The organism is Pseudomonas serboccidentalis, assembly GCF_028830055.1.
In the GTDB taxonomy this organism is placed as follows: Bacteria; Pseudomonadota; Gammaproteobacteria; order Pseudomonadales; family Pseudomonadaceae; genus Aquipseudomonas; species Aquipseudomonas serboccidentalis.
On the sequence record NZ_CP101655.1, the window covers coordinates 4,655,199 to 4,668,711 of the forward strand.

The following is a 13,513-nucleotide window of genomic DNA, read 5'->3' on the forward strand; positions in this document are numbered from 1 at the left end:
TGAGCATCATGAGCCTGACCCCAAGCGCTGAACGTTTCAGCCACGATCACCAGTTTCTCGGTGCGTCTCACGATGAAAACGCCCGCCGCACGTTGTGGGTGGTGGTGCTGACATTCGTGATGATGATCGGCGAGATCGCCGCCGGTTACATCACCGGTTCCATGGCCCTGCTGGCCGACGGTTTCCACATGGCGACCCATGCCGGCGCGTTGAGCATTGCCGCAGCGGCCTACGGTTTCGCCCGGCGCAATGCCAACAACCGCCGCTACAGTTTCGGCACCGGCAAGGTCGGCGATCTGGCCGGTTTCGCCTCGGCGATGGTGCTGGGGCTGGTGTCGCTGGGCATTGCCGGCGAATCGATTTTTCGTTTGTTCGAACCCACCACCGTGGCGTTTGGCGAAGCGACGCTGATTGCGATTGTCGGACTGGGCGTGAATATCCTCAGCGCCTTTCTGCTGATGGGCCATCACGGCCACGACCATGGTCATCATCATGACCACACGCACGACCATCATCACCATCATGACAACAACCTGCGCTCGGCCTACGTCCACGTGCTGGCTGATGCCCTGACCTCAGTGCTGGCGATTGCCGCGTTGCTGGCCGGGCGTTATCTCGGCTGGGTATGGCTGGACCCGGCGATGGGCATTGTCGGCGCGATCGTTATCGCCAAGTGGGCCTACAACTTGATGCGCGACAGCGCGGCGGTGTTGCTCGACACCACCGACGAACCGGTGGCGGCGGAGATCCGCGAGCTGCTGGAAACCTCGGACGATGTGCGTATCAGCGACCTGCACGTCTGGCAGGTCGGCCCGCAGGCGCGGGCGGCGATTGTCAGTGTGGTGGCAGCGGCGGGTGTGACGGCCGAGGCAATCCGCGAACGGCTGGCGCCGGTGCATGAGCTGTCGCACCTGACCATCGAACTGCACAACGCTTAAGGCTGTACTGCGCTGAACAGCGGAATCCGCCCATTCAGCGATGGGCGGTAATGCCAGGCCAGTTGTTGCAGATTCATACCCTGATCAAGGATTTCTCTGACAGTCGCGGCGGTAATGCTCAGCGCCAGCGCTTGCCCCGGACACTGATGCCGCCCGCTGCCGAAACTGAAGCTGCGCCGATTCGGGCGATCAAGCAGAAATCGCTCAGGCTGCTCATTCAATAACGGGTCGCGGTTGGCGGAAGCGAGCAGCACCAGAATCACCTCGCCAGCCTCGACCCGCACGCCATCGATCTCACAAGATTGTGCGACAAAACGCCGGGTGTTCTGCACCGACGGATCAAAGCGCTGAACCTCGGCCAGCAGCGCGTCCATCGAGGCGTCGCGCAACTCAGGCAGGCGCCGCAGCGCCACCAAGGCATTGCCGATCAGCCCGGCAGTCGCTTCAAACGTCTGCGAACAGAGGCCGATCAGGTTGGCGATCAGGGTTTCTTCATCGCCTGCAAATCGCTGGCCGATGGCTTTGAGCAAATCGCTCGGCGGCTCCGCCAGCAACTCGATGAAATAACCGCGCAATTGCTCAGCGGCAGCATGGGCCGACGCCAGTTGCAGGTCATTGCTCAGCGGTGACAGGCAAGCAACGAAATCTGCCGTCAGCTCACTGATCGCCCGACCCTGCGCCGGGCTGAAACCCAGCAGCGCCGCGATCACGCACACCGGGCCGCGAAACATCGCCTTATATAAGCCGTCGGCATCCGCTGTAATCAATCGCGCCGCCACCAGCGCACGGACCTGGCTGTCATCGAACAGCTGCAGTGCGGGTTCGACCGCAGCGCGTGGACAGCGCTGACGCTCGCCATCGTTCATCCGCATCAGTTGGCCGAACACCTTGCCAGCCATGCCGCCGGCTATCGCTTTCGGCACTGGCTCCTGCGCCGGCCGCACCCGGCAATCGGCGTGCGCCAACACCGCACACACCGCCCGGGCGCTGCTGGCGACCCACAGTTTCAATTCGTGATGAAAGGTCAATCCGCCCTGAGCACGCAATTCGGCGTAGTAAGGGTAGGGATCGGCCTGCGTCGCAGCGATGATCGGGTCCATGGTTCACAGCCTTGTCGTCGGGAAAGTGAAGCGAGTATCTTCAGTTCGCAGCGACGACGATTCGTCGGGGAGCGAAATATGCACGCAGAACATCAAGACATCGGCGTCTCGCAAGTGGCCGCCGCCATCGCCGAACCGGCGCGCACCAAAATCCTCTGCTCGCTGATGGACGGCCACGCCCGTACCAGCACCGAGCTGGCGGCCGTCGCTGAAGTCAGCGCCTCGACCGCCAGCGCGCACCTGAGCAAACTCAAGGATCTGGCCTTGGTGCGTCTGCACGTGCAGGGTCGCCATCGTTATTACAGCCTCGCCGATCAACGCGTGGCCCAGGCGCTGGAAGCGTTGATGGTGATCGGCCAGAACGCTGCGCCGAGCTTCAAACCGCACACCCCGGATCGCCTGCAATTCGCCCGCACCTGCTACGACCACATGGCCGGGACGCTGGCGGTATTGCTACATGACCGCTTGCTGGCGGCGGGGTGGCTGGTGGCAACCGATGAGCAGGCCTATCGCTTGAGCGACAGCGGCGCGGCATTGTTCGAGGGCTTGGGCATCGAGGTGCAGGACTTGAGTACCTTGCGCCGCAAGTTTGCCTGCCCGTGCCTGGACTGGAGCATGCGCCGCCCGCATCTGGGGGGCTCGCTGGGGGCGGCGTTGTTACAAACGGCATTGAAGCGCAAGTGGGTGACGCAGGATCTGGACAGTCGGGCGCTGGCGTTGACGGCGTTGGGGCGCAGGGAGATCGGGGTGCGGTTCGGGGTTGAGTTGCCTTTAGACGCGAAGAGCAAAAGATCGCAGCCTGCGGCAGCTCCTACAGGGAATATGCACATCTGATAAACGTCGGCTGTAGCGGATTAATGTAGGAGCTGCCGAAGGCTGCGATCTTTTGATCCGGTTTTGCACCTTGTGCCAATCCAATAGACTCGATACTGTATGCATAACCAGTATAGAGTCTTCGCCATGCAACTCATCGACAAGCTCAGCATCCTCGCCGACGCCGCCAAGTACGACGCCTCCTGCGCCAGCAGCGGTGCGCCCAAGCGCAGTTCCGAGGGCAAGAGCGGGCTGGGTTCGACCGATGGCATGGGCATTTGCCACAGCTACACGCCAGACGGGCGCTGCGTTTCGTTGCTCAAGGTGCTACTGACCAATTTCTGCCTTTACGACTGCCAGTACTGCGTCAACCGCCGCTCCAGCGATGTGCCGCGCGCCCGCTTCACCCCCGAGGAAGTGGTCACGCTGACCCTGGATTTCTACCGGCGCAACTGTGTCAGCGGGCTGTTTCTCAGCTCGGGGATCATCCGCTCGGCGGACTACACCATGGAGCAACTGGTGCGGGTGGCGAAACTGTTGCGTGAAGAGCACGAGTTTCGCGGCTACATCCACCTCAAGACCATTCCCGAGGCGGATCCGGCGCTGATCGAAGAGGCCGGGCGCTTCGCCGATCGCCTCAGCGTGAACATCGAATTGCCCACCGACGCCAGCCTGCAAACCCTGGCGCCGGAGAAGCAGATCGGTTCGATCAAGCAGGCGATGAACACCATCTATACCGGCGTGCAAACGGTGCTCAACGAACCGCGTTCGGCGAAGTTCGCCCCGGCCGGGCAGAGTACGCAAATGATCGTCGGCGCCGATGACACCGACGACAGCACGATTTTGCACAGCGCTCAGTCGCTGTATGGCAACTACCGCTTGCGGCGTGTCTACTATTCGGCTTTCAGCCCGATCCCCGACAGCCCGAAAAGCGTACCGTTGGCCGCGCCGCCATTGATGCGCGAACACCGCTTGTATCAGGCCGACTTCCTCTTGCGCAGCTATGGCTACAGTGCCGGTGAGTTGCTCAGGGGCCCGGGAAATCTGGCCTTGGACATCGACCCGAAGCTGGCCTGGGCGCTGCAGAATCGCGAAGTGTTTCCGCTGGACCTGAATCGCGCCGAACCGTCGCTGATCGCGCGCATTCCGGGCATTGGCCTGCGCACCACCGAACGTCTGGTGCAATTGCGCCAGCAACGGCGCATTCGCTACGAAGATGTGGCGCGCATGCGCTGCGTGCTGGCCAAGGCCAAGCCGTTCATCATCACCAGCGACTACCACCCGCAACAGGCGGAAGTCACCAGCCAGATGCTTTATCAGCAACTTCGCGACCGGCCGATGCCGCAGCAGATGGGGTTGTGGGGATGATCAATCTCGATTGCGATGACCTGTTCGACACCTGGCGGCAACAGGCGCGCTGGTTGCTCAGTCATGAAATCGACCCGAGTCTGGTGAGCTGGGCGTCGGAAGGGGTGGGTGACCTGTTTGCCAGTGACGTGCAGGTGCCCGATGGCCAGGGGCCTTTTCAAGCGCGCATTCCCCGTGCATTGCTCGATACCCTGGAACAGGCCGCCCGCTACCGTGGCGAGCAGCGCTGGAGTCTGCTGTACGAAGTACTGTGGCGAGTCAGCCACGGCGACCGCACGGCGATGATGGCTGGTGACAAACTCGGCAGTGAGTTGCAGCGGCGGATCAAGCAGGTGCAGCGCGAAGCGCACCATTTGCATGCCTTCGTGCGTTTCATCGAGCGCCCGCAGAATCAGCCAGGCCCGCAATACGTGGCGTGGCACGAACCCGCTCACGACATCCTGCACAGCGCCAGCGAACACTTCGTCAGGCGTATGGGCCGGCAGCGCTGGTTGATCGCAACGCCCCGCGACGGGGTTTATTACGATGGCGAGCAATTGATTCATCAACGCCAATGCCCGATGGAATGGCAGCAACTGGCACAGAACATCGATGACCCCCATGGCGATCTCTGGCTGACTTATTACAGCCACATCTTCAACCCGGCGCGGTTGAACGAAAAGGTCATGCAGGGGCATCTGCCGGCGCGGTTCTGGAAGAACCTGCCGGAAGGCGAGCTGATTCCCGGGTTGATCACTCAGGCGCGGATGGGCAAGCAGCAGAACGGGCAGGCCAGCGGGATAGCCGCGCGAGCCGGCAAGCGGATTGCGTTGAAGTAGAAATCAAAAGATCAAAAGATCGCAGCCTGCGGCAGCTCCTACATGGGTATCGCGTTCCACTTGTAGGAGCTGCCGCAGGCTGCGATCTTTTGATCTTGCTGTCCAACAAATGAAAAGCCCCCATCAATCACTCGATGGGGGCTTTTGTGCATCAGCAGTCGTCAGATCAAACCTTGACGATCCAGCCCGCTGGCGCTTCGATGTCGCCGGTCTGCACGCCGGTCAGCTCTTTGTAGAGCTTCTGGGTGACCGGGCCGACTTCGGTTTCGCTGTGGAACACGTGCAGGTGGTCGTTGTAGCTGATGCCGCCGATCGGGGTGATCACCGCAGCAGTACCGCAAGCGCCGGCTTCCTTGAAGTCCGACAGCTTGTCGATCAGCACGTCGCCTTCAACCACTTCCAGGCCAAGACGGGTCTTGGCCAGTTCGATCAGCGACAGGCGGGTGATACCTGGCAGGACCGACGGCGAGTTCGGGGTGACGAACTTGTTGTCGTGGGTGATCCCGAAGAAGTTGGCCGAACCGACTTCCTCGATCTTGGTGTGGGTCATCGGATCCAGGTAGATCGCGTCGGCGAAGTTGGCTTTCTTCGCTTTCGAGCCTGGCATCAGGCTGGCGGCATAGTTGCCACCGACCTTGGCCGCGCCGGTGCCTTGCGGGGCAGCACGGTCGTAGCTGGAGATCTGGAAGTTGTGCGGGGTCAGGCCACCCTTGAAGTAAGCACCAACCGGAATGCAGAAAATCGAGAAGATGAACTCGGGTGCAGTACGCACACCGATGTTGTCACCGACGCCGATTACGAACGGGCGCAGGTACAGCGCGCCGCCAGTGCCGTACGGCGGAATGAAGCGCTCGTTGGCACGAACCACTTGCTTGCACGCTTCGATGAACTGCTCGGTGTCGACGGTCGGCATCAGCAGACGCGCGCAGCTGCGTTGCATACGCAGGGCGTTCTGGTCCGGGCGGAACAGGTTGATCGAGCCGTCCTTGCAACGATAGGCCTTCATACCTTCGAAGCACTGCTGGCCATAGTGAAGGGCAGTTGAGCCTTCGCTGATGTGCAGCACGTTATCTTCGGTCAGGGTGCCTTTGTCCCACTCGCCATTGCGAAAGTACGACAGATAGCGTTTGTCGGTCTTGATGTAGTCAAAACCCAGCTTGTCCCAATTGATGCTTTCGTTACCCATGACACCCTCTATCACTGAACAACCGTCGAAACGGTTCAAGGCTTCTGACGTTTTTTTGGATGGGCACAACAATACTTCATTCTTGAGCGGTTTCGCAGCCCGGACGATAGGGGGATAAGCAGATTTATTAGCCTGCTTATGAAAAATCGCCGTCCATCGCTGAAAAGATCGCAGCCTGCGGCAGCTCCTACAGAATCGGCGACCCCCTGTAGGAGCTGCCGAAGGCTGCGATCTTTTGATCTTTACAGGTGCAACGCATGCCCCAAAGCACGTAACGCCGCTTCCTGCACCGCTTCACCCAAGGTCGGGTGCGCATGGATGGTGCCGCCGATGTCTTCCAGCCGCGCGCCCATTTCCAGGCTTTGCGCGAACGCGGTCGACAATTCGGAAACGCCGACCCCCACCGCCTGCCAACCCACAATCACATGATTGTCGCGACGCGCGACCACCCGCACGAAGCCGCTTTTCGATTCCAGCGTCATCGCCCGGCCATTGGCAGCGAACGGGAAGCTCGACACGATGCAGTCCAGCCCGGCAGCCTTGGCCTCGTCCGGGGTCTGGCCGACCACCACCAGTTCCGGGTCGGTGAAGCACACGGCGGCGATGGCGGTCGGGTTGAATTCGCGGTGTTTGCCGCTGATCAGCTCGGCGACCATTTCGCCCTGAGCCATGGCGCGGTGCGCGAGCATTGGTTCACCGCTCAGGTCGCCGATGGCGTAGACGTTGCGCATGCTGGTCTGGCAGCGGTTGTCGATCTTGATCGCCGAGCCGTTCATCTCCAGATTCAACGCTTCGAGGTTCCAGCCCTGCGTGTTCGGTTTGCGACCGACGGCCACCAGCACCTGATCGGTTTCCAGATTCAGGGTGTCGCCGTTCGGGTCACGCACCTGCAAGGTGCCGTCGAAGCCCAGCACGCTGTGCTTGAGATAGAGTTTCACGCCCAGTTGCTTCAGGGCTTCGTGTACCGGTTGCGTCAGCTCGGCATCGTAGGCCGGCAGGATACGATCCTGTGCCTCGACCACACTGACCTCGGCGCCGAGCTTGCGGTAAGCAATGCCCAGCTCCAGACCGATGTAACCACCGCCTACGACGACGAGACGTTTTGGCACGGACTTCGGCGCCAGCGCTTCGGTGGAAGAGATGATCGGCCCGCCAATCGGCAGGATCGGCAGGTTGACGCTGGTGGAGCCGGTGGCCAGCACCAGGTGATCGCACTGGATCCGCGTGTCGCCGACTTCAACGGTTTTGCCGTCGATGACCTTGGCCCAGCCATTGATCACCTGGACCTTGTTCTTTTTCAGCAGCGCCGCAACGCCGGTGGTCAGGCGATCGACGATGCCGTCCTTCCATTCCACGCTTTTGTTGATGTCGAGGGTCGGCGCTGAAACGCTGATGCCCAGCGCCGAGTGCTCGCTGTGATGCCGGGTCTGGTGGAACTGCTCGGCGACGTGAATCAGCGCTTTCGACGGGATGCAGCCGATGTTCAGGCATGTGCCACCCAGCGATTGGCCTTCGACCAGAATCGTCGAAATGCCCAGTTGCCCGGCGCGAATCGCCGTGACGTAACCGCCGGGGCCGCCGCCAATGATCAGCAGCGTGGTGTTCAAAGTCTGCATGGCATCACTCCACAAACAGGGTCGCGGGTTGTTCGAGCAGACCACGGATGGCCTGGATGAAGAGCGCCGCGTCCATGCCGTCGACCACGCGGTGATCGAAGGAGCTGGAGAGGTTCATCATCTTGCGGATCACCACCTGGCCTTTGACGACCATCGGCCGTTCGACGATTTTGTTCACGCCGACGATCGCCACTTCCGGCAGGTTCAGCACCGGTGTACTGACGATACCGCCCAGCGCACCGAGGCTGGTCAGGGTGATGGTCGAGCCGGACAGTTCGTCGCGGCTCGCCTTGCCATTGCGTGCGGCAGTCGCCAGACGCGAGATTTCTGCGGCGCTGTCCCACAGGCTGCGCGCTTCGGCGTGACGCACCACCGGCACCATCAGGCCGACGTCGCTTTGCGTGGCGACGCCGACATGCACCGCGCCGAGGCGGGTGATGACCTGGGCTTCGTCGTCGTAACGGGCGTTCATCTGCGGGAAGTCGCGCAAGGCAACGACCAGCGCGCGGACCAGGAATGGCAGCAAGGTCAGCTTGCCACGGCTGGCACCGTGTTTTTCATTCAGATGGGCGCGCAGTTCTTCAATCGCGGTGACGTCGATTTCCTCAACGTAGCTGAAGTGTGCGGCGCGCTGCGTGGCGTCTTGCATGCGCTGGGCGATCTTGCGGCGCATGCCGATCACTTGGATTTGTTCTTCATCGTTACGCTGGGCGTAAGCGGCGGCGACAGGTGCACTTGCGTTTGATTGACCTTGCGCCAGATAGGCGTCGAGGTCTTCGTGCAGCACGCGACCGGCCGGGCCAGTGCCGCGGACCAGACGCAATTGAATGCCCAGATCCAGCGCATGTTTGCGCACGGCCGGCGAGGCCAGCGGACGCTCATCGGCTTCACGGGCAACCATCGGGCCCTGGCAGACAGCCGCCGGGCGCGGTGCAGCAGCGGCAGGTTTGCTCTCGACCACCGCTTCAACTTTCGGCGCAACCGGCGCTTCTTTAGCCGGAGCGGGTGCGGCGGACTCTTTCAAGTTACCGGCGCCTTCCACCTCGATGCTGATCAGCACACTGCCGACCGCCATCACTTCACCCGGCTGACCGCCGAGCGCAATCACCTTGCCGTGTACCGGCGACGGAATATCGACCATCGCCTTGTCGGTCATCACGTCCGCCAGCACCTGGTCTTCAACCACCAGGTCGCCGACCTTGACGTGCCACTGTGACAGTTCGACTTCTGCGATGCCTTCGCCGATGTCTGGCATCTTGATAACGTGCGTGCCCATTCAGACCTCCATGACCCGTTTCAACGCCGCGCCCACGCGGGACGGCCCTGGGAAATACGCCCACTCTTGCGCGTGCGGGTAGGGGGTGTCCCAACCGGTGACGCGTTCGATCGGCGCTTCCAGGTGATGGAAGCAATGCTCTTGCACCAGCGCCACCAACTCGGCGCCGAAACCGCAGGTGCGGGTGGCTTCGTGCACCACCACGCAACGACCGGTTTTCTTCACCGACTTGACGATGGTTTCCAGGTCCAGCGGCCACAGGCTGCGCAGGTCGATGACTTCGGCATCAACCCCGGATTCTTCAGCGGCAACTTGCGAGACGTAGACGGTGGTGCCGTAGGTCAGCACGGTCACGTCCTTGCCCGGACGGGTGATCGCGGCGACGTCCAGCGGCACGGTGTAGTAACCGTCCGGCACCTGGGCTTGCGGGTGTTTCGACCACGGGGTTACCGGGCGGTCGTGGTGACCGTCGAACGGGCCGTTGTACAGGCGTTTCGGCTCGAGGAAGATCACCGGGTCATCGTTTTCGATGGAGGCGATCAACAGGCCTTTGGCGTCATACGGGTTGGACGGCATGACGGTGCGCAGACCGCAGACCTGGGTGAACATCGCTTCGATGCTCTGGCTGTGGGTCTGCCCGCCGTAGATGCCGCCGCCGCACGGCATGCGCAGGGTCATCGGTGCGGTGAACTCGCCGGCCGAGCGATAACGCAGGCGCGCCGCTTCGGAAATGATCTGGTCGGACGCCGGGTAGACGTAGTCGGCGAACTGGATCTCGGCGACCGGGCGCAGGCCGTAAGCGCCCATGCCCACGGCGACGCCGACGATGCCGCTCTCGGAAATCGGCGCGTCGAATACGCGGGAGGTGCCGTACTTGGTCTGCAGGCCTTCGGTGCAACGGAATACGCCGCCGAAGTAGCCGACGTCCTGACCAAACACCACCACGTTGTCGTCACGCTCAAGCATCACATCCATGGCCGAGCGCAGGGCCTGGATCATGGTCATGGTGGTCGTGGTCATGGCGGTTTCCAGCTGAATATTGTTGTTGTGATCGTTCATGTCAGATCCCCAACTGCTGACGCTGGCGCTTCAAGTGCTCAGGCATCTCTTTGTAGACGTCTTCGAACATGGTCGCGGCGCTTGGAATCTGGCCGCCGGCGAGGGTGCCGTACTGTTCGGCCTGTTTCTGCGCGGCAATCACTTCGGCTTCGAGCTCGGCGCTGACGGCGGCGTGCTCTTCTTCCGACCAGTGGCCGACTTTGATCAGGTGCTGCTTCAGGCGGGCAATCGGGTCACCCAGCGGGAAGTGGCTCCAGTCATCGGCCGGACGGTATTTGGACGGATCGTCGGAGGTCGAGTGCGGGCCGGCGCGGTAGGTGACCCATTCGATCATGGTCGGGCCGAGGTTGCGCCGGGCGCGTTCGGCAGCCCAGGCGGAAGCGGCGTAGACCGCGTAGAAATCGTTGCCGTCGACCCGCAGCGAGGCGATGCCGCAACCGACGCCGCGTCCGGCGAAGGTGGTGGCTTCACCCCCGGCGATGGCCTGGAAGGTCGAGATCGCCCACTGGTTGTTGACCACGTTGAGGATCACCGGCGCGCGGTAAACGTGAGCGAAGGTGAGGGCGGTGTGGAAGTCCGATTCGGCGGTGGCGCCGTCACCGATCCACGCCGAGGCGATTTTGGTGTCGCCCTTGATCGCCGAGGCCATGCCCCAGCCCACGGCCTGAATGAACTGGGTGGCGAGGTTGCCGGAGATGGTGAAGAAACCGGCGTCCTTGACCGAGTACATGATCGGCAACTGGCGGCCCTTGAGCGGATCGCGCTCGTTGGACAGCAGTTGGCAGATCAGGTCGACCAGTGGCACTTCGCGGGCCATCAGAATGCTTTGCTGGCGGTAGGTCGGAAAGCACATGTCGTCGATGTTCAAAGCCAGGGCCTGGGCGCTGCCGATGGCTTCTTCGCCAAGGCTTTGCATGTAGAACGACATTTTTTTCTGCCGCTGGGCGACCACCATGCGGTTGTCGTAGATCCGCGTCTTGAGCATGGCGCGCATGCCCTTGCGCAGGATCTCGACCGGCACGTTTTCAGCCCAGGGGCCGAGGGCGTTGCCCTGATCGTCGAGCACACGGATCAGGCCACGAGCCAGGTCGGCGGTGTCGGCGGGTTCGACGTCAATGGAAGGTTTGCGCACCGTGCCGGCATCGGTCAGATGCAGGTAGGAGAAGTCGGTTTTGCAGCCTGGGCGGCCCGAAGGTTCAGGGACGTGCAGACGCAGCGGTTCATACGCTTGAGTCATGGCTTCTACGCTCGATCTTGTGAATTTCTTGTAGTGAGCTGGCAATCATTCTTGGGTGAAAGAAATCTTGTCCTACAACAATCATAGGCCCGGCCAAGAAGAATATTTCTCTCTGTTTCGTTGCGCTGGAGATGATTTGCAGATAGAAATTCTGCATAAACATAAAAAACAGGTGGTTTTGTCTCATGCGCAAACTGGACCGTACCGACATCGGCATTCTCAACAGCCTTCAGGAGAATGCGCGCATCACCAACGCCGACCTCGCACGCTCGGTGAATCTGTCGCCGACACCGTGCTTCAACCGGGTCAAGGCGATGGAGGAATTGGGGCTGATTCGCGAGCAGGTGACGCTGCTGGACGCCGACCTGCTGGGGCTGCATGTGAACGTGTTCATTCACGTCAGCCTGGAGAAGCAGGTCGAGGAGGCGTTGCAGCATTTCGAAGAGGCGATTTCCGATCGCCCCGAGGTGATGGAGTGCTACCTGATGGCCGGCGACCCGGACTACCTGATCCGGGTGCTGGTGCCGACGATTCAGGCGCTGGAGCGCTTCATGATGGACTTTCTGACCAAGGTGCCGGGGGTGGCGAACATTCGCTCGAGCTTTGCGCTCAAGCAGGTGCGGTACAAGACGGCGTTGCCGTTGCCGGCGAATGGGTTGACGCTGGGTTCTTGACGATCAAAAGATCGCGGCCTGCGGCAGCTCCTACAGGGAGAACGCGTGCCCCATCAAAATGGGAATGCGTTCCCGTGTAGGAGCTGCCGCAGGCTGCGATCTTTGCTTTTAAAGCTTGTTGATCGGCACTTTCAGATACACGACGCCATTGGCTTCAGGCGCCGGAAAATTCCCCGCCCGCACATTCACCTGAATCGCCGGCAGCAACAGCGTCGGCATGCCGAGCCCGGCATCGCGTTTGGTGCGCATCTCGACGAATGCCGCCTCGTCGATCCCGTCGTGCACATGAATATTGCTTTTGCGCTGCTCGCCGACGGTGGTCTGGCACTGCGCGGCGCGGTCTTCGGGCGGGTAATCGTGGCAGACATAGAGTTTCACGCTGGCGGGGAAGGCCAGCAGTTTGTGGATCGAGTTGAACAGTTGATGCGCGTTGCCGCCGGGGAAGTCGCAACGGGCGGTGCCGACGTCGGGCAGGAACAGCGTGTCGCCGACCAGAATCTGTTCGCCATCGATCAAGTAGGCCATGTCCGCCGGGGTATGGCCGGGGACGTGCAGGGCGGTGGCCTTGAGGTTGCCGATCTTGAACGACTCGTTCGGTGCGAACAGATGATCGAACTGCGAGCCGTCGACGCAGAATTCCGGCTCCAGATTGAACAACGCCTTGAACACGTTCTGCACTTTGCTGATCGACTCGCCGATGGCGATCTTGCCGCCCAGTTCGCGGCGCAGATACGGCGCGGCGGACAGGTGGTCGGCGTGGGCGTGGGTTTCCAGCAGCCATTGCACCTGCAAACGGTGTTCACGCACGAAGGCGATGATTCTGTCGGCCTGCACAGTGCAGGTGCGACCCGCAGCGCCGTCGTAATCGAGTACCGGATCGACGATTGCACACTGCCCGCCATCGGCTTCATAGACCACGTAGCTGTAGGTCGAGGAGGCGGGGTCGAGGAAAGCTTCAATCTGCGCGGGCATGGACACGAACCTGAACAAGGGAAATGGGTTGCAACACTTTATGTAAAAACATAATGTTCGCAGCTTAAGTGACGTTGAAGGCTTCGTGCAAATGCAATCCAGTCTGACCGAATGTGAAGTCGCCCAATTGCGGGCGTCCGCCTCCAAGGCCTGCGCGCTGCTCAAGGCGCTGGCCAACGAGGATCGTCTGTTGATCCTGTGCCAGTTGACCCAGGGCGAACGCAACGTCGGCGAGCTGGAAAAAATGACCGGCGTGCGCCAGCCAACCCTGTCCCAGCAACTGGGCATTCTGCGGGATGAGGGCCTGGTCGCGACCCGGCGCGAAGGCAAATACATTTTTTATGGCCTGGCCAGTCCTGAAGTCATCCAGGTGATGAAGACCCTGTCGGGGTTGTATTGCGGGGCCGTGCTGAAAAGCCTGGGCCATCAATAAATGCCAGCCAACACACAACCCCT

At 61.5% G+C, this 13,513-nt stretch carries 13 protein-coding genes; 6 read left to right on the top strand and 7 right to left on the bottom strand.

The window, feature by feature from the left end:
• Positions 1–8: 8 nt before the first annotated feature.
• Positions 9–938 (top strand): CDF family Co(II)/Ni(II) efflux transporter DmeF, encoded by a 930-nt coding sequence (gene dmeF, locus NN484_RS21225; RefSeq protein WP_274657795.1) that lies wholly within the window; start codon positions 9–11, stop codon positions 936–938.
• Here the strand turns inward: dmeF and NN484_RS21230 are convergent.
• Positions 935–2,038: a cytochrome P450 gene (locus NN484_RS21230; RefSeq protein ID WP_274657796.1), complete on the bottom strand. Its 1,104-nt coding sequence runs from the start codon at positions 2,036–2,038 to the stop codon at positions 935–937. The two genes, dmeF and NN484_RS21230, sit on opposite strands and share 4 nt — an antisense overlap.
• Positions 2,039–2,116: 78 nt before the next feature.
• On the opposite strand from NN484_RS21230, the gene NN484_RS21235 reads away from it, so the two are divergent.
• The 3 genes from NN484_RS21235 to NN484_RS21245 all read left to right on the top strand — a co-directional run bounded on the left by NN484_RS21235 (position 2,117) and on the right by NN484_RS21245 (position 5,037).
• A complete protein-coding gene (locus NN484_RS21235; protein WP_274657797.1) occupies positions 2,117–2,872 on the top strand; it encodes an ArsR/SmtB family transcription factor in 756 nt (251 codons plus the stop codon).
• Positions 2,873–2,998: 126 nt separating this feature from the next.
• On the top strand, positions 2,999–4,219 hold the full coding sequence (locus tag NN484_RS21240) for a putative DNA modification/repair radical SAM protein (RefSeq protein ID WP_274657798.1): 1,221 nt from the start codon (positions 2,999–3,001) through the stop codon (positions 4,217–4,219).
• Positions 4,216–5,037, top strand: coding sequence for a TIGR03915 family putative DNA repair protein (locus NN484_RS21245; protein ID WP_274657799.1), 822 nt, complete (start codon positions 4,216–4,218; stop codon positions 5,035–5,037). The genes NN484_RS21240 and NN484_RS21245 overlap by 4 nt, the downstream gene beginning before the upstream one ends.
• 166 nt (positions 5,038–5,203) lie before the next feature.
• On the opposite strand, the gene NN484_RS21250 is transcribed toward NN484_RS21245, so the two are convergent.
• The 5 genes from NN484_RS21250 to NN484_RS21270 all read right to left on the bottom strand — a co-directional run bounded on the left by NN484_RS21250 (position 5,204) and on the right by NN484_RS21270 (position 11,411).
• On the bottom strand, positions 5,204–6,223 hold the full coding sequence (locus NN484_RS21250) for a branched-chain amino acid aminotransferase (RefSeq protein WP_127650931.1): 1,020 nt from the start codon (positions 6,221–6,223) through the stop codon (positions 5,204–5,206).
• Positions 6,224–6,465: 242 nt separating this feature from the next.
• A complete protein-coding gene (lpdA, locus tag NN484_RS21255; protein ID WP_127650930.1) occupies positions 6,466–7,839 on the bottom strand; it encodes a dihydrolipoyl dehydrogenase in 1,374 nt (457 codons plus the stop codon).
• A 4-nt stretch (positions 7,840–7,843) separates the two neighbouring features.
• Positions 7,844–9,115, bottom strand: coding sequence for a dihydrolipoamide acetyltransferase family protein (locus tag NN484_RS21260; RefSeq protein ID WP_274657800.1), 1,272 nt, complete (start codon positions 9,113–9,115; stop codon positions 7,844–7,846).
• Positions 9,116–10,174 (bottom strand): alpha-ketoacid dehydrogenase subunit beta, encoded by a 1,059-nt coding sequence (locus NN484_RS21265; RefSeq protein WP_123462612.1) that lies wholly within the window; start codon positions 10,172–10,174, stop codon positions 9,116–9,118. It abuts the gene before it with no gap.
• 1 nt (position 10,175) lies between these two features.
• On the bottom strand, positions 10,176–11,411 hold the full coding sequence (locus tag NN484_RS21270) for a 3-methyl-2-oxobutanoate dehydrogenase (2-methylpropanoyl-transferring) subunit alpha (RefSeq protein ID WP_003224001.1): 1,236 nt from the start codon (positions 11,409–11,411) through the stop codon (positions 10,176–10,178).
• Positions 11,412–11,596: 185 nt separating this feature from the next.
• On the opposite strand from NN484_RS21270, the gene bkdR reads away from it, so the two are divergent.
• A complete protein-coding gene (gene bkdR, locus NN484_RS21275; RefSeq protein ID WP_027613216.1) occupies positions 11,597–12,085 on the top strand; it encodes a Bkd operon transcriptional regulator BkdR in 489 nt (162 codons plus the stop codon).
• Between the two features lie 108 nt (positions 12,086–12,193).
• On the opposite strand, the gene NN484_RS21280 is transcribed toward bkdR, so the two are convergent.
• On the bottom strand, positions 12,194–13,057 hold the full coding sequence (locus NN484_RS21280) for an MBL fold metallo-hydrolase (RefSeq protein WP_127650928.1): 864 nt from the start codon (positions 13,055–13,057) through the stop codon (positions 12,194–12,196).
• A 91-nt stretch (positions 13,058–13,148) separates the two neighbouring features.
• Between NN484_RS21280 and NN484_RS21285 the strand changes: the two genes are divergently transcribed.
• Entirely contained in the window at positions 13,149–13,490 is a 342-nt protein-coding gene (locus NN484_RS21285) for an ArsR/SmtB family transcription factor (protein WP_007965280.1), read from the top strand.
• Positions 13,491–13,513: the final 23 nt, after the last annotated feature.

Coding starts and splice junctions, on each gene's coding strand:
- dmeF (WP_274657795.1), top strand. CDS start 9: ATGAGCCTGACCCCAAGCGCTGAACGTTTCAGCCACGATCACCAGTTT.
- NN484_RS21230 (WP_274657796.1), bottom strand. CDS start 2,038: ATGGACCCGATCATCGCTGCGACGCAGGCCGATCCCTACCCTTACTAC.
- NN484_RS21235 (WP_274657797.1), top strand. CDS start 2,117: ATGCACGCAGAACATCAAGACATCGGCGTCTCGCAAGTGGCCGCCGCC.
- NN484_RS21240 (WP_274657798.1), top strand. CDS start 2,999: ATGCAACTCATCGACAAGCTCAGCATCCTCGCCGACGCCGCCAAGTAC.
- NN484_RS21245 (WP_274657799.1), top strand. CDS start 4,216: ATGATCAATCTCGATTGCGATGACCTGTTCGACACCTGGCGGCAACAG.
- NN484_RS21250 (WP_127650931.1), bottom strand. CDS start 6,223: ATGGGTAACGAAAGCATCAATTGGGACAAGCTGGGTTTTGACTACATC.
- lpdA (WP_127650930.1), bottom strand. CDS start 7,839: ATGCAGACTTTGAACACCACGCTGCTGATCATTGGCGGCGGCCCCGGC.
- NN484_RS21260 (WP_274657800.1), bottom strand. CDS start 9,115: ATGGGCACGCACGTTATCAAGATGCCAGACATCGGCGAAGGCATCGCA.
- NN484_RS21265 (WP_123462612.1), bottom strand. CDS start 10,174: ATGAACGATCACAACAACAATATTCAGCTGGAAACCGCCATGACCACG.
- NN484_RS21270 (WP_003224001.1), bottom strand. CDS start 11,411: ATGACTCAAGCGTATGAACCGCTGCGTCTGCACGTCCCTGAACCTTCG.
- bkdR (WP_027613216.1), top strand. CDS start 11,597: ATGCGCAAACTGGACCGTACCGACATCGGCATTCTCAACAGCCTTCAG.
- NN484_RS21280 (WP_127650928.1), bottom strand. CDS start 13,057: ATGCCCGCGCAGATTGAAGCTTTCCTCGACCCCGCCTCCTCGACCTAC.
- NN484_RS21285 (WP_007965280.1), top strand. CDS start 13,149: ATGCAATCCAGTCTGACCGAATGTGAAGTCGCCCAATTGCGGGCGTCC.